At 51.9% G+C, this 18,917-nt stretch carries 30 protein-coding genes and 1 rRNA gene; 29 read left to right on the top strand and 2 right to left on the bottom strand.

What is annotated here, in order from left to right:
* The first annotated feature begins 4 nt into the window (after positions 1-4).
* The 25 genes from rplX (at position 5) to salA (ending at position 14,850) form a co-directional block, all read left to right on the top strand.
* Positions 5-358 (top strand): 50S ribosomal protein L24, encoded by a 354-nt coding sequence (rplX, locus tag ACFFK0_RS10090; RefSeq protein WP_377470029.1) that lies wholly within the window; start codon positions 5-7, stop codon positions 356-358.
* A gap of 31 nt (positions 359-389) precedes the next feature.
* A complete protein-coding gene (gene rplE, locus ACFFK0_RS10085) occupies positions 390-932 on the top strand; it encodes a 50S ribosomal protein L5 (RefSeq protein WP_377470028.1) in 543 nt (180 codons plus the stop codon).
* A 36-nt stretch (positions 933-968) separates the two neighbouring features.
* Positions 969-1,154 carry a type Z 30S ribosomal protein S14 gene (locus tag ACFFK0_RS10080; RefSeq protein WP_026326663.1) on the top strand — a complete coding sequence of 62 codons (186 nt, stop codon included), beginning with the start codon at positions 969-971 and terminating at the stop codon, positions 1,152-1,154.
* A 33-nt stretch (positions 1,155-1,187) separates the two neighbouring features.
* Positions 1,188-1,586: a 30S ribosomal protein S8 gene (gene rpsH / locus ACFFK0_RS10075; protein ID WP_377470027.1), complete on the top strand. Its 399-nt coding sequence runs from the start codon at positions 1,188-1,190 to the stop codon at positions 1,584-1,586.
* 29 nt (positions 1,587-1,615) lie between these two features.
* Positions 1,616-2,158 (top strand): 50S ribosomal protein L6, encoded by a 543-nt coding sequence (gene rplF / locus ACFFK0_RS10070; protein ID WP_377470026.1) that lies wholly within the window; start codon positions 1,616-1,618, stop codon positions 2,156-2,158.
* Between the two features lie 71 nt (positions 2,159-2,229).
* On the top strand, positions 2,230-2,598 hold the full coding sequence (gene rplR, locus ACFFK0_RS10065; RefSeq protein ID WP_377470025.1) for a 50S ribosomal protein L18: 369 nt from the start codon (positions 2,230-2,232) through the stop codon (positions 2,596-2,598).
* A 24-nt stretch (positions 2,599-2,622) separates the two neighbouring features.
* Entirely contained in the window at positions 2,623-3,120 is a 498-nt protein-coding gene (gene rpsE, locus ACFFK0_RS10060) for a 30S ribosomal protein S5 (RefSeq protein WP_377470024.1), read from the top strand.
* Between the two features lie 12 nt (positions 3,121-3,132).
* Positions 3,133-3,318 carry a 50S ribosomal protein L30 gene (rpmD, locus tag ACFFK0_RS10055; protein WP_377470023.1) on the top strand — a complete coding sequence of 62 codons (186 nt, stop codon included), beginning with the start codon at positions 3,133-3,135 and terminating at the stop codon, positions 3,316-3,318.
* Positions 3,319-3,350: 32 nt separating this feature from the next.
* Positions 3,351-3,791, top strand: a complete 441-nt coding sequence (rplO, locus tag ACFFK0_RS10050) for a 50S ribosomal protein L15 (protein WP_377470022.1) — start codon at positions 3,351-3,353, stop codon at positions 3,789-3,791.
* Positions 3,792-5,096 carry a preprotein translocase subunit SecY gene (gene secY, locus ACFFK0_RS10045; RefSeq protein WP_377470021.1) on the top strand — a complete coding sequence of 435 codons (1,305 nt, stop codon included), beginning with the start codon at positions 3,792-3,794 and terminating at the stop codon, positions 5,094-5,096. It abuts the gene before it with no gap.
* Positions 5,097-5,188: 92 nt separating this feature from the next.
* Positions 5,189-5,839, top strand: coding sequence for an adenylate kinase (locus tag ACFFK0_RS10040; protein WP_377470020.1), 651 nt, complete (start codon positions 5,189-5,191; stop codon positions 5,837-5,839).
* 106 nt (positions 5,840-5,945) lie between these two features.
* Positions 5,946-6,257 carry a hypothetical protein gene (locus tag ACFFK0_RS10035; RefSeq protein ID WP_377470080.1) on the top strand — a complete coding sequence of 104 codons (312 nt, stop codon included), beginning with the start codon at positions 5,946-5,948 and terminating at the stop codon, positions 6,255-6,257.
* A gap of 2 nt (positions 6,258-6,259) precedes the next feature.
* Positions 6,260-6,478, top strand: coding sequence for a translation initiation factor IF-1 (infA, locus tag ACFFK0_RS10030; protein WP_041048871.1), 219 nt, complete (start codon positions 6,260-6,262; stop codon positions 6,476-6,478).
* 12 nt (positions 6,479-6,490) lie between these two features.
* The gene (gene rpmJ / locus ACFFK0_RS10025; protein ID WP_003333770.1) at positions 6,491-6,604 is read left to right on the top strand and encodes a 50S ribosomal protein L36; all 114 of its coding nucleotides are present in this window, start codon (positions 6,491-6,493) and stop codon (positions 6,602-6,604) included.
* A gap of 21 nt (positions 6,605-6,625) precedes the next feature.
* Positions 6,626-6,994 (top strand): 30S ribosomal protein S13, encoded by a 369-nt coding sequence (gene rpsM, locus ACFFK0_RS10020; protein ID WP_377470019.1) that lies wholly within the window; start codon positions 6,626-6,628, stop codon positions 6,992-6,994.
* Between the two features lie 22 nt (positions 6,995-7,016).
* Complete coding sequence (gene rpsK, locus ACFFK0_RS10015; RefSeq protein ID WP_377470018.1) at positions 7,017-7,412, top strand: 30S ribosomal protein S11; 396 nt, start codon at positions 7,017-7,019, stop codon at positions 7,410-7,412.
* 119 nt (positions 7,413-7,531) lie between these two features.
* Entirely contained in the window at positions 7,532-8,476 is a 945-nt protein-coding gene (locus ACFFK0_RS10010; protein WP_377470017.1) for a DNA-directed RNA polymerase subunit alpha, read from the top strand.
* A gap of 27 nt (positions 8,477-8,503) precedes the next feature.
* A complete protein-coding gene (rplQ, locus tag ACFFK0_RS10005; RefSeq protein ID WP_377470016.1) occupies positions 8,504-8,869 on the top strand; it encodes a 50S ribosomal protein L17 in 366 nt (121 codons plus the stop codon).
* A 100-nt stretch (positions 8,870-8,969) separates the two neighbouring features.
* Positions 8,970-9,731, top strand: a complete 762-nt coding sequence (truA, locus tag ACFFK0_RS10000) for a tRNA pseudouridine(38-40) synthase TruA (RefSeq protein ID WP_377470015.1) — start codon at positions 8,970-8,972, stop codon at positions 9,729-9,731.
* Positions 9,732-9,889: 158 nt separating this feature from the next.
* The gene (gene rplM, locus ACFFK0_RS09995; protein WP_377470014.1) at positions 9,890-10,327 is read left to right on the top strand and encodes a 50S ribosomal protein L13; all 438 of its coding nucleotides are present in this window, start codon (positions 9,890-9,892) and stop codon (positions 10,325-10,327) included.
* A 21-nt stretch (positions 10,328-10,348) separates the two neighbouring features.
* Positions 10,349-10,741 carry a 30S ribosomal protein S9 gene (gene rpsI / locus ACFFK0_RS09990; RefSeq protein WP_377470013.1) on the top strand — a complete coding sequence of 131 codons (393 nt, stop codon included), beginning with the start codon at positions 10,349-10,351 and terminating at the stop codon, positions 10,739-10,741.
* A gap of 207 nt (positions 10,742-10,948) precedes the next feature.
* A complete protein-coding gene (locus ACFFK0_RS09985; protein WP_377470012.1) occupies positions 10,949-11,641 on the top strand; it encodes a phosphoadenylyl-sulfate reductase in 693 nt (230 codons plus the stop codon).
* Positions 11,642-11,675: 34 nt separating this feature from the next.
* On the top strand, positions 11,676-12,848 hold the full coding sequence (gene sat / locus ACFFK0_RS09980; protein WP_377470011.1) for a sulfate adenylyltransferase: 1,173 nt from the start codon (positions 11,676-11,678) through the stop codon (positions 12,846-12,848).
* A gap of 100 nt (positions 12,849-12,948) precedes the next feature.
* On the top strand, positions 12,949-13,707 hold the full coding sequence (gene cwlD, locus ACFFK0_RS09975) for an N-acetylmuramoyl-L-alanine amidase CwlD (RefSeq protein WP_377470010.1): 759 nt from the start codon (positions 12,949-12,951) through the stop codon (positions 13,705-13,707).
* Positions 13,708-13,758: 51 nt separating this feature from the next.
* On the top strand, positions 13,759-14,850 hold the full coding sequence (salA, locus tag ACFFK0_RS09970) for an iron-sulfur carrier protein/transcriptional regulator SalA (protein WP_377470009.1): 1,092 nt from the start codon (positions 13,759-13,761) through the stop codon (positions 14,848-14,850).
* A 54-nt stretch (positions 14,851-14,904) separates the two neighbouring features.
* Here salA and gerD read toward each other — a convergent pair whose 3' ends face one another.
* Positions 14,905-15,750 (bottom strand): spore germination lipoprotein GerD, encoded by an 846-nt coding sequence (gene gerD, locus ACFFK0_RS09965; RefSeq protein ID WP_377470008.1) that lies wholly within the window; start codon positions 15,748-15,750, stop codon positions 14,905-14,907.
* 143 nt (positions 15,751-15,893) lie between these two features.
* On the opposite strand from gerD, the gene ACFFK0_RS09960 reads away from it, so the two are divergent.
* Positions 15,894-16,490 carry a KinB-signaling pathway activation protein gene (locus ACFFK0_RS09960; protein ID WP_377470007.1) on the top strand — a complete coding sequence of 199 codons (597 nt, stop codon included), beginning with the start codon at positions 15,894-15,896 and terminating at the stop codon, positions 16,488-16,490.
* A gap of 14 nt (positions 16,491-16,504) precedes the next feature.
* Here ACFFK0_RS09960 and pdaB read toward each other — a convergent pair whose 3' ends face one another.
* Positions 16,505-17,287 (bottom strand): polysaccharide deacetylase family sporulation protein PdaB, encoded by a 783-nt coding sequence (pdaB, locus tag ACFFK0_RS09955; protein ID WP_377470006.1) that lies wholly within the window; start codon positions 17,285-17,287, stop codon positions 16,505-16,507.
* A gap of 104 nt (positions 17,288-17,391) precedes the next feature.
* Here pdaB and ACFFK0_RS09950 point away from each other — a divergent pair, with 104 nt between their 5' ends.
* The 3 genes from ACFFK0_RS09950 to ACFFK0_RS09940 form a co-directional block, all read left to right on the top strand.
* Positions 17,392-18,009: a stage II sporulation protein M gene (locus ACFFK0_RS09950; RefSeq protein WP_377470004.1), complete on the top strand. Its 618-nt coding sequence runs from the start codon at positions 17,392-17,394 to the stop codon at positions 18,007-18,009.
* Between the two features lie 199 nt (positions 18,010-18,208).
* Positions 18,209-18,427: a hypothetical protein gene (locus tag ACFFK0_RS09945; protein WP_377470079.1), complete on the top strand. Its 219-nt coding sequence runs from the start codon at positions 18,209-18,211 to the stop codon at positions 18,425-18,427.
* 253 nt (positions 18,428-18,680) lie between these two features.
* Positions 18,681-18,917 (top strand): 16S ribosomal RNA (locus ACFFK0_RS09940); the annotation flags it as partial.

The raw sequence follows: 18,917 nt of genomic DNA, 5'->3' as shown, positions 1-18,917 counted from the left end.
AACCATGCCAAGAGTGAAAAAAGTTCTGGAATCCCACAACAACAAATTGCACGTGAAGAAGGACGATACGGTATTCGTCATCTCCGGCAAAGATAAAGGCAAGAAGGGCCGCGTCCTGGAAGCTTACCCTCGCGAGAACCGCGTTCTGGTTGAAGGTGTGAATCTGATCAAGAAGCATCAGAAGCCGAACCAAGCGAATCCGCAAGGCGGCATCATTTCCAAGGAAGCTCCGATTCACGTATCGAACGTGATGCTGATCGATCCGAAGAGCGGCCAGCCGACTCGTATCGGCTACAAAGTGCTCGAGAACGGCAAGAAAGTTCGCGTCGCTAAGAAATCCGGCGAAGTGATCGACTAATTGATAAGCCAAGAAAGGAGGCCATTAATTCATGTCTGCAAGATTGAAGGATCGTTTTCTTAACGAAGTAACTCCTGCGCTGATGCAGAAGTTTTCGTATACAACGGTAATGCAAGTGCCGAAGATCGAGAAAGTTGTCATCAACATGGGTGTTGGTGAAGCAACAGGCAACTCCAAGCTGCTCGACGCAGCAGTTGAAGATATGCAGAAGATCGCCGGTCAGAAGCCGGTTATCACACGTGCGAAGAAGTCCATCGCAGGCTTCAAGCTTCGTGAGAACATGCCGATCGGCGTGAAAGTAACGCTTCGCGGCGACCGCATGTACTACTTCCTGGATAAGCTGTTCAACATCGCGCTTCCGCGCGTACGTGACTTCCGCGGCGTATCCAACAAGGCTTTCGACGGACGCGGCAACTATACGCTCGGTCTGAAAGAGCAATTGATCTTCCCAGAAATCGAGTATGACAAGGTCGACAAGACTCGCGGTATGGATATCGTTATCGTAACTACCGCTCGTACGGACGAAGAATCCCGGGAGCTGCTGACGCAACTCGGCATGCCTTTCGTGAAATAAGATACGGAACCTAAAGTACTGGAGGTGTAATACTTAGTGGCAAAAACTTCGATGAAAGTGAAGCAGCAGCGTCCTCCGAAGTTCAAAGTGCAGGCATATACGCGCTGCGAACGCTGCGGCCGCCCTCACTCGGTGCTCCGTAAGTTCAAAATTTGCAGAATTTGTTTCCGTGAATTAGCCTACAAAGGTCAAATTCCCGGCGTTAAAAAAGCAAGCTGGTAATCTAGCGAATAACGGGAAGGAGGTTCTCACCCCATGGTTATGTCCGATCCAATTGCAGATATGCTGACACGCATTCGCAATGCGAACGTTGTGCGTCACGAAACCGTTGAAATCCCATCTTCTAAGATCAAGAAGGAGATTGCGGAGATCCTCAAGAAGGAAGGCTTCATTCGTGATGCCGAGTACGTAGAAGACAACAAGCAAGGCATTATCCGCTTGTTCCTCAAATACGGTCCGAACAACGAGCGCGTCATCTCCGGTCTTAAGCGCATTAGCAAGCCGGGTCTGCGCGTATATACGAAATCGCAAGAAATCCCTCGTGTACTTGGTGGCCTTGGTATTGCCATCATCTCGACTTCGAAGGGTATCATGACAGATAAAGACGCTCGTCAAGCCAAGTCCGGCGGCGAAGTTATCTGCTACGTGTGGTAATTCATTAACAGAAGAATGGAGGTGTCACCATGTCCCGTATTGGTCGTAAACCAATCGCCATTCCGAATGGCGTTAACATTACTTTGGATAACACGCTGATCACGGTGAAAGGTCCGAAAGGAACGCTGAGCCGCGAGCTGCACAAGGATATGAAGATTGTAGTGGAAGAGAACGTGATCACGGTTGAGCGTCCTTCCGACCACAAGCTTCACCGCTCCTTGCACGGTACGACTCGCAGCGTAGTTGCTAACATGATCAACGGCGTAACTGAAGGTTATGCCAAAGCACTCGACCTCGTCGGTGTAGGTTACCGTGCGAACAAAGCCGGTGAGAAGCTGGTTCTGAACGTCGGTTATTCCCACCCGGTTGAGTTCACTCCGGACAATGGCATCGAGTTCGAAGTTCCTGCGAACAACCGCATCATCGTTCGCGGCATCGACAAGGAGCTTGTCGGCGCAACGGCTGCCAAGATTCGTGCTGTTCGCGAGCCTGAGCCTTACAAGGGCAAAGGGATTAAGTATGAAAACGAGCGCATCCTTCGTAAAGAAGGTAAAGCTGGTAAGAAGAAATAATAACGCTGCGCACCTCGTGCGCCGCGTAACCGATAGCATGTCGAAATACCTTGAAAGGAGTGCATAACCGGATGATTACTAAAGGCGATAAGAACAAAGCTCGTCTGAAGAGACACCTTCGTGTCCGCAAGAAAATCACGGGTACTACGGAGCGCCCTCGGTTGAACATTTTCCGTTCCTCCAAGCATATGTACGCTCAACTGATCGACGACACGACCGGCGTAACGCTGGCATCTGCGTCGACTCAAGATAAAGAACTTCGCGAAGGACTTGGCAACGGCGGCAACGTTGAAGCTGCTAAGAAGGTTGGCGAGCTGATCGCTCAGCGCGCGAAAGCGAAAGGTTTCGAAAAGGTCGTATTTGACCGCAGCGGCTATCTGTATCACGGCCGTGTGCAAGCATTGGCAGACGCAGCCCGCGAAGCGGGGCTTGAATTCTAATTTAGACTGAAGGAGGTTAACGACTTGCGCGTAGATCCTAATACATTAGAGCTTACTGAAAAGATGGTCTCCCTGAATCGCGTAGCGAAGGTTGTTAAGGGCGGACGCCGTTTCAGCTTCAGCGCACTGGTTGTTGTCGGCGACGGCAAAGGCTGGGTTGGTGCGGGCATCGGCAAAGCGGCAGAAGTTCCTGACGCCATTCGCAAAGGCATCGAAGACGCGAAGAAGAATCTGATTCACGTTCCGATCGTCGGCACTTCGATTCCTCACCTGGTTGAAGGTCACTTCGGCGCCGGTAAGGTTCTTCTGAAGCCTGCTTCCGAAGGTACAGGCGTTATCGCAGGCGGCCCTGTTCGTGCCGTACTCGAGCTGGCCGGCGTTGGCGACATTCTGACGAAGTCGCTCGGATCGAACAACCCAATCAACATGGTAAACGCTACTCTCGAAGGTCTGAGCCGCCTCAAGCGTGCAGACGAGGTAGCGAAACTTCGCGGTAAATCCGTAGAAGAACTGCTAGGTTAAGGAGGGGTAACGATGGCTAAATTGCAAATTACCCTGAAGAAGAGCCTGATCGGCCGCCCGGAATCCCAGCGCGCAACGGTCAACTCGCTCGGCCTGCGTAAGCTGCATCAAACTGTCATTCAGAACGACAATGAAGCAATCCGCGGCATGGTCGTTAAGGTCAGCCACTTGGTCGAAGTTAAGCAAATCGAAGCATAAATCACAAATTCAACCTAGAGGAGGTGCAAGCAATGAAATTGCATGAACTGAGCTCGGCTCCAGGTTCCCGCCACACTCGCAAGCGTGTAGGCCGCGGTGTAGGTAGCGGCATGGGTAAGACGTCGACTCGCGGTCATAAGGGTCAGAACGCTCGCTCCGGCGGTGGCGTACGACTCGGCTTCGAGGGCGGACAGAACCCGTTGTACCGCCGTCTTCCTAAGCGCGGCTTCAACAATCCGTTCCGCGTTGAGTATGCGGTGGTCAACGTGCAAGATCTGAACGCTTTCGAAGCGGGTACGGAAGTAACTCCGGAACTGCTGAAGCAAGCAGGTCTTGTTAAAGATCAACTCGATGGCATTAAGATTCTTGGTACTGGCGAACTGACAGTGAAACTGACAGTGAAGGCCAACAAGTTCTCTCAATCTGCGGTAGAGAAAATCCAAGCTGCCGGTGGTCAAACCGAGGTGATCTAATTGTTCAGAACCATATCCAATATCTTTAAGGTAGAGGATTTGCGGAAACGAATTTTGTTCACCCTTCTCATTCTTATCGTTTATCGACTCGGCTCCTTTGTACCGGTGCCGAACATCGATACGACGATATTGAAGATGCAAGACCAATCGGGCGGCGCGGCTATTTTTAACCTGCTCAACACGTTCTCCGGCGGCGCCTTATTCCAGTTCTCGATCTTCGCTTTAGGGATCATGCCTTACGTTACGGCATCGATCATCGTTAACCTTCTGTCAATGGACGTTATTCCGAAGTTCACTCAATGGCAGAAGGAAGGCGAAGTCGGGCGCAGGAAGCTGGCACAGATTACGCGTTACGGAACGATTATTTTAGGTTTAGTGCAAGCCTTCGCAACAGCGATCGGCTTTAATCGCCTCTACGGGGCGCAGCTGGTTCTGGATCCGACGTTTACGACGTACGCTTTGATTGCCATCGTATTGACCGCGGGCACCGCATTCTTGATGTGGATCGGCGAACAAATCAACGAGTACGGCATCGGCAACGGTATTTCCATAATCATCTTCGCAGGTATCGTTGCGAGTATACCGAGAGGTATCGGCCAACTGTACCAAACGCAAATCGCGACTGCGGGCGACCAGTTGTTCTTGAACATTGTGAAGCTCGTAGTGATACTTATCGTGATTATCCTGCTTATTGCAGGCGTTATTTTCGTCCAGCAGGGCGTTCGCAAGATCCCTGTTCAATACGCCAAGCGTGTTGTCGGACGGAAAATGTACGGAGGTCAAACGACGCATATCCCGCTTAAAGTCAACGCTGCGGGTGTTATCCCGGTTATCTTCGCTTCGTCGCTGCTGATTTTCCCGCCGACGATTGCAAGCTACTGGCGCACGAACCCGGTTGCGGATTGGATCATCAACAACTTGTCGTACACCGCTCCGCTTGGAATGGTGCTGTATGTTTTGATGATCATCGGCTTCACGTACTTCTACACGTTCGTTCAGATGAATCCGGAGCAAATGGCGGATCAGATGAAAAAGAACGGCGGCTATATCCCGGGCATTCGTCCAGGTAAAGCAACTTCCGTATACCTGATTCGCGTTATGAATCGGATTACTTTGTCCGGTGCAATATTCCTGGCATTGATCTCGATTGTGCCGATGATTCTCGTTCCAATCGCCGGTCTGCCGCAAGCTGCATCAGTCGGTGGCACGTCACTGCTGATTATGGTCGGTGTAGGACTTGATACGATGAAGCAAATCGAAAGCCAATTGATCAAGCGCCACTATAAAGGCTTTATCACCAAATAGCGAATAGGTACTGATGCTCTGAATTTGTTTCAAGCGTCGGCACCTATTGTGCTGTTTCGTGTAAGTCATAGGGGTAATGGAGGAGATCGGACGTGAACGTACTGTTTATGGGTCCTCCTGGTGCAGGCAAAGGCACTCAGGCGGAGAAAATCGTAGAGGAATTTCAAATTCCGCATATTTCGACCGGTGATGCGTTTCGTCTAGCGATGAGCCAAGGCACTCCGCTTGGTGTAGAAGCGAAGTCTTATGTGGACAAAGGGCTGCTCGTTCCGGATGAAATTACGAACGGAATCGTGAAAGAGCGTCTGGCACAGCCGGACTGCGCGAAAGGATTCCTGCTCGACGGCTATCCGCGGACGCTGGCGCAAGCCGAAGCATTGGACGAAATGCTGTCATCCCTAGGCAAAACGTTGAATCACGTCGTTAATCTGAAGGTTGACCGTAACCTGCTGCTGGCCCGTCTGACAGGACGACGCATCTGCAGATCTTGCGGCGCTACCTATCATGTGATGTTCAACGCACCGAAGCAGGAAGGCGTCTGCGACAAGTGCGGCGGCGAGCTGTATCAGCGTTCGGACGATACGGAAGAGAAAGTTGGCACTCGTTTGGATGAATATCTGAACAAGACCGCCCCTCTGCTTGATTTCTACGGAAACAAAGGGATCCTGTACGAAGTGAACGGCGAACAAGACATTCAAGCGGTGACCGCCGAGATTCATGCTCATCTGCGAGGTCAGTCCTGATGATCATCTGGACCAGATTTTCCGGCAGCTTATGTGCTTCTACGACGAATTCACGTTACACGGCAACCCTGACTACCGTTACCGTTGAAGGTGCAGGTGGGTGGAATTGAACCAACAGGGCGCCCCGCAGCTAGGTCAACTTGTCCGCAATTTGCGTGGCAGGGACGCTGGAAAGCTGGCCGTTATCATCGGAGTTGAAGACGAACGCTTCGTCAACATCGCCGACGGTGATAAGCGCAAGTTCGACCAGCCGAAGAAGAAGAATCTGCTTCACTTGGAGCTGCTGGATATCATCAGCGAAGAGGTTGCAGGCTCGCTTCGGGAGACGGGTCGTGTGACGAATGGAAAGCTGCGATACGCCATTGCTAAATATGTCGAGAATCAGCCGTCTGCAGAAGCGCAAGAGAAAGGAGAATGACTGTGGCCAAAGAAGATGTAATTGAAGTCGAAGGTAAAGTCATCGAACCGCTTCCGAATGCGATGTTCAAAGTGGAGCTCGAGAACGGACATCAAATATTAGCGCACGTCTCCGGTAAAATTCGGATGCACTTCATCCGCATTCTGCCAGGCGACAAAGTCACCGTGGAGCTGTCCCCTTACGACTTGACCCGCGGCCGGATCACTTACCGCTTCAAATAAGGAGGAAATCCCATGAAAGTCAGACCTTCGGTTAAACCGATCTGCGAGAAATGCAAGGTCATCAGACGTAAGGGCAACGTCATGGTCATCTGCGAAAACCCGAAGCATAAACAAAAACAAGGATAATAAGGAGGTGCACGAATAAACATGGCACGTATTGCTGGTGTAGACTTGCCTCGTGACAAGCGCGTCGTTATCGCGCTCACATATATTTTTGGTATTGGCAACACGACAGCTCAGAAGATCGTTGCTCAAACCGGTATCAACGCCAACACTCGCGTTCGCGACCTGACTGAAGATGAAGTCAGCAAAATCCGCGATGCGATCGACAAAGGCCTGAAAGTAGAAGGCGACCTCCGTCGTGAGATCTCCCTGAACATCAAGCGCCTGATCGAGATCGGTTCTTATCGCGGTCTTCGCCACCGTCGCGGCCTGCCGGTTCGCGGCCAACGCACGAAGACCAACGCTCGTACGCGCAAAGGCCCTCGCCGTACGGTAGCAAACAAGAAAAAATAATAAAGGAGGGTAACCACAACCAATGGCGAAACCTAAAAAAGTTGTCCGCACAAAACGCCGCGACCGTAAAAATATCGAATCCGGCGTTGCACATATCCGTTCCACTTTCAATAACACGATCGTTACGATCACGGACCCGCACGGCAATGCGATCTCTTGGGCAAGCGCCGGCAACCTTGGCTTCAAGGGCTCCCGCAAGAGCACGCCGTTCGCCGCACAGATGGCTGCCGAGTCCGCTGCTAAAGCTGCAATGGAGCACGGGCTGAAAACTGTCGAAGTCATGGTAAAAGGCCCAGGATCCGGTCGTGAAGCTGCGATCCGTTCCCTTCAGGCTGCAGGCCTCGAAGTGAACCTGATCAAGGACGTAACACCAGTTCCTCACAATGGCTGCCGCCCGCCGAAACGTCGCCGCGTATAACAAACGGATCACGTGTGGTATATTTATCCATAAGTTGCCAATACTGATTGGATAGGCATACTGCATAACTATGTTTGGAAACCAGAGGGGAAACGACGTTCTATAGGAGGGTACATTTCATGATTGAAATTGAAAAGCCAAAAATAGAGACCGTAACCGTCAGCGAGGACGGCACGTACGGCAAGTTCGTGGTCGAGCCGCTGGAGCGCGGTTACGGTACAACACTGGGTAACTCTCTGCGTCGTATCTTACTGTCTTCGCTTCCTGGAGCTGCAGTTACCTCTGTGCAGATTGATGGAGTGTTGCATGAGTTTTCAACGATCCCTGGAGTGATGGAGGACGTAACGGAAATCATCCTCAACCTCAAGGCGCTGTCGCTGAAGATTCATTCCGATGAGGAAAAAGTGCTCGAGATCGACGCCGAAGGCGAAGGCACGATCACGGCTGGCGACATTCGCGGCGATAGCGATGTGGAGATCCTGAATCCGGATCTGCATATTGCTACTTTGTCCTCGGATGCCCGCCTTCACATGAGAATTCATGCGAACCGCGGCCGCGGCTACGTCTCCGCCGACAAGAACAAGGACGAAGACAAGCCAATCGGCGTCATTCCGATCGACTCCATCTATACGCCCATTACCCGCGTGAACTACAGTGTGGAAAATACGCGCGTCGGCCAGGTAACCAACTACGACAAACTTACGCTTGAAGTATGGACCGATGGAAGCATTCGACCTGAAGAAGCAGTCAGCTTAGGCGCCAAAATCTTGACCGAGCATCTGCTGCTGTTCGTCGGCTTGACCGATGAAGCGAAGGATGCCGAGATTATGGTAGAGAAGGAAGAGGACAAGAAGGAAAAGGTGCTCGAGATGACCATCGAAGAGCTCGACCTTTCCGTCCGCTCCTACAACTGCTTGAAACGCGCCGGGATAAATACGGTACAAGAACTGATTACGAAGACAGAAGAAGATATGATGAAAGTCCGTAACCTCGGACGCAAGTCCTTGGAAGAAGTGCAAGAGAAGCTTGAAGAGCTCGGTCTCGGCCTTCGTACGGAAGACTAATTGCAGCAGAAGGAGGTTTGAAGCGACATGGCATACCAAAAGTTGGGCCGTGACTCCAGCGCGCGGAAAGCATTGTTCCGTGACCTGGTAACCGACCTGTTCATCCACGAGCGCATCCAAACGACAGAGGCGAAAGCGAAGGAAGTTCGTTCCGTTGCTGAGAAGCTTATTACGCTCGCGAAGCGCGGCGACCTGCACGCTCGCCGTCAAGTTGCGGCATTCGTTCGTCGGGAAGAAGCGCAGAACGGTCAAGATGCAATTCAGAAGCTGTTCTCGGAGCTGGCTCCTCGTTACTCCGCTCGTCCAGGCGGCTACACGCGCATCCTGAAGCTGGGACCGCGCCGCGGCGACGCAGCACCTATGGTGTACTTGGAACTGGTTGATCGAGCTTAAGAGGCATGGGAAAGGGTGGACGGAATCTAAGGATTCTGATGAAGCCCTTTTTTTGTAGGGTTGGGGACCGTTCCCCGACCATGCAGGAGGAATGGCGAAGTTGCGTAACATTCGGTTTGTCGTCAGCTATGACGGAACGCACTATTCGGGTTTTCAGACGCAGCCAAGCGGCAATACCGTGCAGGATCAACTGGAGAAGGCGATCCTCAAGCTGACCGGGGAAACGGTGAAGGTCACCTCCTCCGGCCGGACGGATGCCGGCGTGCACGCGAGGGCCCAAGTATGCAATTTCCATACGGATTCTCGAATACCGGTCGAACGCTGGAGCATGGCGCTCAACTCACGATTGCCAAGCGACATCGTCGTCCGTTCGGCAGATGAAGTGCCGGAAACCTTCCATGCTCGAAAGTCGGCCAAGCGCAAAACATACAGCTATTTCATTCGATGCAGCAAATTCCATGATGTGTTTGAACGTGCCTACCAGTATCACCATCCGGGGCATCTGGATATAGCTGCTATGAAGGATGCTATCACTGCTATCGTAGGAGAACACGACTTCACGTCCTTTTGCTCGGTTCATACGGAATTGGAGTCCAAGGTCAGAACGATCTACGAAGCTGCTATCGAACATATTCCCGATGCCGGTGACCTCCCGGAGACATCGGGAGTGCTGAAGATCACCGTGACCGGTAACGGGTTCCTATATAATATGGTTCGCATCATTGTCGGAACGTTAATCGAGATCGGTGAGGGGAAGCGTCCCGCAGCGGAGATGCGTGCTATCCTCGAAGCGAGGGACCGTTCAAGAGCAGGTCCGACGGCTATGGCACACGGACTGATGCTCTGGAGTGTTGAATATTGAATGCAATTCGATGTTGATTTTCAAGGGCGTATGATGTAAAATATTAATTGGCGTTTCTTGAGGCTCTCCCACAGCCCCGAATCAAGATACACCCCAACCCGTTGACTTGAAAATGATGACATTGATGTTTTCTTGAACATTCTTTAGGAGGAACCAACATGCGTACCACATATATGGCGAAACCGCTCGAAGTCGAGCGCAAATGGCTCGTCGTTGATGCGGCCGGCCAAACGCTCGGTCGTCTGGCGAGCGAAGTCGCGGCCCTGATCCGCGGCAAGCACAAACCTGAATTCACTCCGCATGTCGACACTGGCGATTTCGTCGTTGTCATCAATGCAGAGAAGATCGTTCTGACAGGCAAGAAGCTGCAGCAGAAGAAGTACTACCGCCACTCCGGTTATCCGGGCGGCCTGCGTACGACTACGGCGCAAGAAATGCTGAACACGAAGCCAGAGCGCATCATCGAGCTGGCTGTACACGGCATGCTGCCGAAGAACAAGCTCGGCCACCAAATGCAGACCAAGCTGAAGGTGTACGCTGGCGCGGAGCATCCGCACGCAGCGCAGCAACCGGTTGCTTGGGAACTTCGCGGATAATCGATAAGGAGGATACTCTTCGTGGCACAAGTTCAATACTACGGAACCGGTCGTCGGAAGCACTCGGTAGCGCGTGTACGCCTTGTACCGGGTGAAGGACGCATCGTAATCAATAAGCGTGACCTGAATGAATACTTCGGTCTGGAAACTTTGAAGCTGATCGTAAAGCAGCCGCTTACGCTGACTGAAACAGTCGGCAAGTATGACGTGCTGGTGCTTGCACACGGCGGCGGCATGTCCGGTCAAGCGGGCGCTATCCGTCACGGTATCTCCCGTGCACTGCTCAAAGCAGACCCGGAGCTTCGCGGCTCCTTGAAGAAAGCCGGTTTCTTGACGCGCGATCCGCGCATGAAGGAACGGAAAAAATACGGCTTGAAGGCTGCTCGTCGGGCACCTCAGTTCTCCAAGCGTTAATTTATCGAATCAAATGGACCTTTTTTGCGATTTGCAAAAAAGGTCCATTTTCATTATAGGCACATATTTGACATTAAGCCCATAAAATATAGATAGGGCTGGGGGTTATATAAAGAAATCCATTGACTTTCTATAGAACTTTATTATAATTAGAGAAAAAGTCGATTTCGTATCAACATACTCGGAATTATAAAGGAGAGAACGATTGTGAACTTGTTTGAGAAAGAAGCGCTGGTTAACGAGAAAGCAGTAGAGTTCGAGAATGCCACTCCTGAAGCGATCATCGAGTGGGCTGTAAAGACATTCCCTAAGCTTACGCTGGCATGCAGCTTTGGTGCGGAAGACGTTGTTCTGGTTGATATGCTGCAGAAGATCAGCCCGACTACCGATATTTTCTACTTGGATACGAACGTTCACTTTCAGGAAACCTATGAAACGAGAGACCGTCTGGAAGCGCGCTACGGCACGAAGTTCGTTCAAGTGCTGCCAAAGCTGACGCTCGATGAGCAAGCGGCTCAGTATGGAGACGAACTGTGGAAATCCGACCCTACGCAATGCTGCAACATTCGTAAGGTTGATCCGCTTACCGATATCCTGAAAAACTACGACGCATGGATTACGGGCATTCGCCGCGACCAAGCTCCAACTCGTGCGAACGCTAAGAAAGTGGAGTACGACGTTAAGTTCGGCCTTATCAAGTTTAACCCGCTGGCAAGCTGGACATCCGAAGATGTTTGGAACTATATTAAAGCCAACGATGTGATTTATAACCCGCTTCATGACCAAAACTATCCGAGCATCGGCTGCTCTCACTGCACACGCCAGGTTGCACCGGGCGAAGACCCTCGCGCGGGACGCTGGTCCGGCTTCGAGAAGACCGAGTGCGGCTTGCATAAATAAATAAGAACGGATAGAAACGGAGGACACGAATCGTATGGCACAATCGATTGCAGCACACGGCGGAACGTTGATTAACCGTCTTGTACCGGCTGAACAAAGAGAGGCACTTCTGAAGCAAGCGGCAGCTTTGCCTGTTATCAAGATTAACGCATGGGCGATATCCGACCTGGATCTGATCGGTGTGGGGGCATTTTCGCCGCTTACTGGTTTTATGGCCGAGGAGGATTACCGCTCGGTGGTTGAATCCATGCGTCTTGCAAACGGTTTGGTTTGGAGTATTCCGATCACTCTCGGAGTGGAAGAGACGGTAGCCCAGACGCTCCAGATCGGGCAGCCGGCAGCTCTTGTCGGAGAAGATGACGGCGTAGTGTACGGTATTATTGATGTATCCAGCATCTATAAAGCCGATCAGCAGCACGAAGCCGTTAAGGTATTCAAGACGGATGATACGGCGCATCCGGGCGTTCAGAAGCTGTATTCGAAGCCGAATACGTACGTGGGCGGCTCCGTTCAGGTATTGAACCGTCCGAAGCCGGAGAAGTTCGAAGAGTTTTATTTCGATCCGGCGCAAACTCGGGCAATCTTCGCGGAGAAGGGCTGGAAGACGGTTGTCGGCTTCCAGACCCGCAATCCGGTTCACCGCGCACACGAATATATTCAGAAGTCGGCAATGGAAATCGTTGACGGCTTGTTCCTTAACCCGCTGGTAGGCGAGACGAAGTCGGATGACGTTCCGGCCAACGTTCGTATGAAGAGCTACCTTGCGCTGCTCGAAAACTACTATCCGAAGGATCGCGTTTTCCTCGGCGTATTCCCGGCTGCAATGCGTTATGCAGGCCCTCGGGAAGCGATTTTCCATGCGATGGTTCGTAAAAACTACGGCTGCACGCATTTTATCGTCGGCCGCGACCACGCCGGTGTAGGCGACTACTACGGCACCTACGAAGCACAGGAAATTTTCAGCAACTTCACAAAAGAAGAATTGGGCATCACACCTCTGTTCTTCGAGCATAGCTTCTTCTGCAAGAAGTGCGGCAACATGGCTTCCAGCAAAACGTGCCCGCACGACAAGGCGGATCATCTGCACCTGTCCGGCACGAAGGTTCGCGAGCTGCTCCGCAGCGGTCAATGCCCGCCTCCGGAATTCAGCCGTCCGGAAGTTGCGAAAATTTTGATCGAAGGCATGTCCGAAGCGGTTAAACAGTAACGCTTGCTATAGGCTCACCTGAACAAGCTGTGCGAATAAATATCCACCTCGTCCCATATAGATGATACAGAGTCTATGGGGAGTAGAGGTGGATTTTTATATGCGCAGAAGGAGATCGAGATTCGTCGTCTGGCTGTCGCCGCAGGGCGGGCTGAAGCTGGTCATGTCCGCTCTGCTTGTAGCGCTCATGCTGGTCGTCTACACGTATGAGCTGCCTTCGACGAAGACGTGGACCCAGTGGACGATGCCCCTTTCCGGTAAAACCATTGTACTCGATGCGGGGCACGGCGGGCCGGACGGCGGGGCGAGCAGTAAGGACGGAGTAATCGAGAAGGATATTAACCTGGCGATTGCCTTGTACCTTAGGGACTACTTGCAGCAATCCGGAGCGATCGTAGTGCTGACGCGTGATGAAGACGAGGATTTGGCCGCCCAGGATACGAAGGGATACAGCCGCAGGAAAACGGAGGACTTGATGAAGCGCTCCGATTTCATCGCCAAGCAAAATGCCGACCTGCTGCTCAGCGTCCATATGAACGCAATCCCGTCGGAGAAGTGGCGCGGCGCTCAGGCGTTCTTCTATACGAATCATCCGGACAACGCCCGGTTGGCTGCGCTGATTCAGGACGAAGTGAAGAAAAATCTGCAAAACACGGATCGGGTAGCCAAGAAGCTGGACGCGAACAATTATTTATTAAAGACAGCGACGATGCCGGCGGCGCTTCTGGAGCTCGGCTTCCTGTCCAATCCGGAAGAAGCCCGGCTGCTCGCAGACCCGGGGTATCAGAAGAAAGTGGCGGCCGCCGTGTATCAAGGGGTCTTAAGGTATTTTTCCGGGGAAAAAGTTGGTTCCCTCTAAGATAATTGCTATAATAGAGCGGAATTCAATACGTCAAAGCCGAGGTGTACCATGACGACCCGTGAACAAGTGCTCGAGACGCTGAAACAAGTAATCGACCCGGAGTGGTCGCGAAGTGTAGTTGAGCTTAATTTGATTCGAGATATAATGGTGAAAGAAGACAGCTTGTCGTTAACGTATTTGGTGTCGGCGGGAACGACGGAGGGCGGCAAGGAGCTGCGCCGCGGCGCCTTGCAGGACGCACTGAAGGAGCTGCACAAGGGCGAGCTTCGAATCCGTTTTCGCGAGATGACCGAATTCGATTTGAATGAGCTGGAGAAGAACCGGGCCGCAACGAAGGATCCGCATGCTCCTCCGCAGCAAGCCGGCAAGCCGGGTCCGTCGATCTTGTCGCCGGAATCCGGAGTAGAATTTATCGCAGTGGCTTCAGGCAAAGGCGGTGTAGGCAAGTCGACGGTAACCGTCAATTTGGCCGTAGCGCTCGCCAGACGCCGCAAGAAGGTCGGTATTGTCGATGCCGACATTTACGGCTTCAGTATTCCCGACATGATGGGGATTGAAGAAGGGCCTCAGCTTGTTGATGAGCGAATCATTCCCGTTGAGAAGTTTGGCGTGAAGGTGATCTCGATGGGCTTTTTTGTCCAGGACAACGCTCCTGTCATTTGGAGAGGGCCGATGCTGGGTAAAATGCTGCGTAACTTCTTCCATGAAGTGAATTGGGGCGATGTCGAGATCATTTTACTGGACCTGCCTCCGGGTACCGGCGACGTAGCGCTTGACGTTCATCAGCTGATCCCGCACAGTCAGGAAATTATCGTGACGACCCCTCACGCTACGGCATCCTTCGTTGCCGCCAGGGCGGGAGCGATGGCCAGGAACACCAATCATGACATTCTAGGCATCGTTGAAAATATGGCGTATTACGAGTGTCCGAAATGCGGCGAGAAGGATTACGTGTTCGGCCGCGGGGGCGGCGCCAAGCTTGCCGATGAACTGCACACTCAGCTGCTGGCACAGCTTCCGCTTGGTGCGCCGGACAATCACCCGGCCGAGCCGGATTATTCGCCGTCCGTTTACAAAGAAGATTCCGCAACCGGTCAATTATATTTGAAATTAGCCGACGCGGTGCTTGATTATATGTAAAATAAAACAAAGGCGGCCTCCATCCGGAGCGACCGCCTTTTGCATTTTCTGAAGTTAACTGCTTTTCTTCTCTTTTTTCTTGTCGCTGCCGCCCTCGCTGCTTTGGTCCCCGCTTTCGCCGCCGCTTTCGGATTGACCGCCGCCGCCTCCGCCGCCAGAGTCGCCGCCACCCCCGGAACCGCCGCCGCCTCCAGAGCCGCCGCCCCCGCCGGATTCACCGCCGCCACCGGACTCGCCGCCTTGACCGCCGCCCCCGCCGCCGCCAGACTCGCCGCCCTGGCCACCGCCGGTCGATTGCGCTTGGGCAGTTGTACCTTCCTCAATCGCTTTCTTAAGTAAATTGATCATTTCGGCTTTGAACAGAGGACTTTGCATCGATTCTTGTATAATGCTCATCACGTGCTGTCGGTACTGCATGCCCCGCATCGTATCGATCAATATTTTCTGATATTCCGGATTTTTCATCGTATCGAGCTGAAGCTTCTGATACTCGGGGTCCTTCATGAGATCTTTGAACAGCTGCTTGTTTTCCTTCTGAATCGACTTGGCAAAATCGCCGGCGAATTTCGGATCCTTCAACAAATTTTGCAGAAACGTGCTGTTCTGTTGATCGGTCAAAACGTCCTTAACAGCCAGCTGCAGCTGCTTGGCGTCGCCCGTCGATAATGTCTTGATGCCTGTATTTAATGTCTTGTCACTGGTATCATCGAGTCCGAAGGCCGCCGATTGGACCGCTTTCTTCCCGTCCTCGGATTTCAGGATGTCCATCACCATCGACTTCGTATCTTTGTAGCTGACGGCATTTTGACTATTGTTCGAGCCGGAGGTGTTGTCCATACCGCAAGAGGTAGTGAGCAGCAGCATAACGGACAAAGCGGCATACTGCCATAAACGGTTCATCGAAATCCTGCTCCTTTCCGTAACCTAAGTAGTGTTAGTGTGTGTGGAAAACGAGTCTTTATGACTTGGGGCAGGTGGCATTTTACGGTGAAGGTTGGTACAATTAACTACTAGGATTTGCTCATCTGTTGGAGGCTGTGTACATGACGCTGCGGAAATGGTTTCATTTATTTTGGACAACGATGCTGGTTGGAGCCTTGCTTGGCATTGCTGCGGGGCTTGTTCTGAAGCTGACGGATCAAAATTATACGATTCTCGGGTTATCGGCGGTAGGATTGAATTTACTCTATATGGCACTGATCGGCGCTACGATATCGATCGTGTCGCAGATGGGCTATTTCTCCTTCATGATTGTCCGCTATTTCGGTATGGGAATGATTCGCAATGCCCGCACCTGGGACTTGCTCCAATGGGCGCTCATTGTGATCACCTTGTTTGAGCTGGTTTTTTTGAGAGCGATTAACTCCGAAGGGGATTGGCTGCCTTTCGTTCCGCTTCCGATCATCCTGTTGATGGTGTCACTGGCCGTCGCCTATTGGAAAATGAATTTGACGAACGCGAAGGGGTTTCTTCCGACTTTGTTCTTCATGGTCGTCGTCACGTCTCTGGAAGCGATTCCGGCGCTGCGGGAGAACAACCCGTTCGGAACGTTCTTTATGGTGCTGCCGCTGCTCGGCTGCAATGCCTGGCAAATATTAATTTTGCCCAAAGTGCTGGGAAATAACAAAAGCGAGCCGTAATCGGCCCGCTTCTTCTATTTCCAAGATTTGAAGGTCTGATCCTCCACTTGCTGATTGCTGACCTCGGCTTGCTGTATCAGCTCGCTGACCGATACGAATTCGTAGCCTTTGGCGCGAAGCTGATCGATGATCTCCGGCAGTGCATCTTGTGTCTGGAGTGCGGAATCGCTGGCATGGAGCAAAATAATATCGCCGGGGTGTGCCCGGGAAACGACCCGCTTGACGATGTTGTCTTTGCCGATGTTTTTGTAGTCCTGGGAGTCGGTATCCCACTGTATGACGGTGTAGCCCAGTTTATCGGCGATTGTGAGCACCCGCTTGTCGAAATCTCCGTTAGGAAGTCGAATCAATGTCGGGGCTTTGCCCGTCACTTCCGACAGCATCTGATGAGCGGTTTGAATTTGCTTTTGAATTTCGGCGTCTTCCATCTCGCTGTAGTTGTCATGCTTGAAGCCGTGGCTTCCGATTTCGTAACCGTCCTTTGCGATACGCGCGGTCAGCTCGGGGTGCGCCTTGGCCCAAGGAGAGGACAGGAAGAACGTAGCGCCTTTCACTTTTTTCTCTTCGAGCACCTTCAGGATCGGCTCCGGACGCTTCTCGCCCCAGCTAATATCGAAAGTCAGCGCCACCATTTTCTTGTCGGTCGGAACACTGTATACGGCAGCAGGCAGCTCGCTGGCAAAGGCCGATACATTCGTCTTCTCCGAGTAGATGATACCCGCGGCAAATACGATCGCAACAGCGATAAAAGTGAATTGCTTAATCCGTTTTCCGTTAACTACAAGGAATACATTCACGTCGACGGCCTCCTTGCCACATTCCCGCTATCGGGCTTGTTTCGCTAGTGGTACATGTGTATGCGAGGTTCCGGCACTTATGACAGAAAGCAGGTGTTTTCGGTATGTCAAAGAGATTTCAATTGCTTTTTGCCGACATGCGGCATATGGGGAAATATTTTATAGCGGCGATTGCGATTTTCACGGCGGGAGTCGTACTCGGTGTCGAGGGTCATGATCAATATGCTCCTTTCCTGGAAAATCAGCTTACTGTGCTCAAGCAGATCGGTTCGGTCGTTCAAGACAAGGCGAATCCGCAGCTGTGGCTGTTCGGGATGATTTTTCTCAACAACCTTCTAGCTTCGCTATTGACCATCGTATTCGGTTTGATATTTGCGATTAGGCCGATCATGCTGCTCCTGGTGAACGGCATGGTCATCGGTTATCTCGGCGTTGAACAGGCGGCGGAGCAAAGCTTGGGACAGTTTATCGTAGGGATACTTCCGCATGGAATTATTGAAATTCCGGCGATTTTTGTTGCCAGTGCTTACGGGATCCGTTTAGGTTTCGTCGCGCTGAAAGGCGTGGCCTCCGTCTTCGCGGCTCCTTGGCGCTCGCGTGTGAAAGCGGAGTTCTCGCATGTAATGAAGCTTCTGCTTCCGTTGTCGATCGTGTTGGCATTATCCTTGTTTGCCGCCGCCTTGATCGAGAGCACGGTTACGTACTGGCTTGTTCGTCATTAAAAATTATTTCCCGGCTCCGTCATAAAAATGGCAAAAACTGAACATAACAGTAAGGCAAACCAGATGCAGCCCTATAGGGTACATGCATGTAAGCGCCCAATCACAGCTTAGACCCATTCTTCGTGCTTCCGTGTGTGTGCCCTCTTTGCCTTCGAGCAGATGAATGCCTCGATATACAGAAAGGGGTTTAGTCACAGTGATGTTAGGATTTTTGTTCAATGAGCGGGAGTGCCGGGAGCTGGATTACGTGCTTCGCAAAGAGCTGGATGAAATGCTGTTCGACCTGAACGACAAGCGGATCGATAACGATATTAAAGGAGCCATCGAGTCCAGGTATAAAGTGATTTTTCGTATGTATGCAAGACTTGCGTCGCCGAAAGAAATATCCCGTTACGCAAGAAATCGCGTTTTCCGATAAAAAAATGCGGCATTCGGGGTTGACTTCTGCTTGTGTTATGTGTTACTTTATTACTCGCCGCTTCGAATTGTCGGATTGAGCAACGGGGAGTTAAGAAATACCGGTTGCAACAGACAGGGCGGATGTGATATATTATAAAAGTCGCCGCTAAAACCGGTGACGATAAGATTGCTCCTTGAAAACTGAATGACGAGTGAGAGGTTTATGTAATACAACACGCAAGTGTTAAGTTTCAGAGCTAAAGATACAAACTTTATTGGAGAGTTTGATCCTGGCTCAGGACGAACGCTGGCGGCGTGCCTAATACATGCAAGTCGAGCGGACTTTATCCTTCGGGGTAAGGTTAGCGGCGGACGGGTGAGTAACACGTAGGCAACCTGCCTGTAAGACTGGGATAACTACCGGAAACGGTAGCTAAGACCGGATAACCGGTTCCCTCGCATGGGGGAATCGTGAAACACGGGGCAACCTGTGGCTTACGGATGGGCCT

Source organism: Paenibacillus chartarius, assembly GCF_042432825.1.
Lineage (GTDB): Bacteria > Bacillota > Bacilli > Paenibacillales > NBRC-103111 > Gordoniibacillus > Gordoniibacillus chartarius.
Note: the sequence above shows the minus strand (reverse complement) of the source record. Positions and strands in the feature narration are given on the sequence as shown.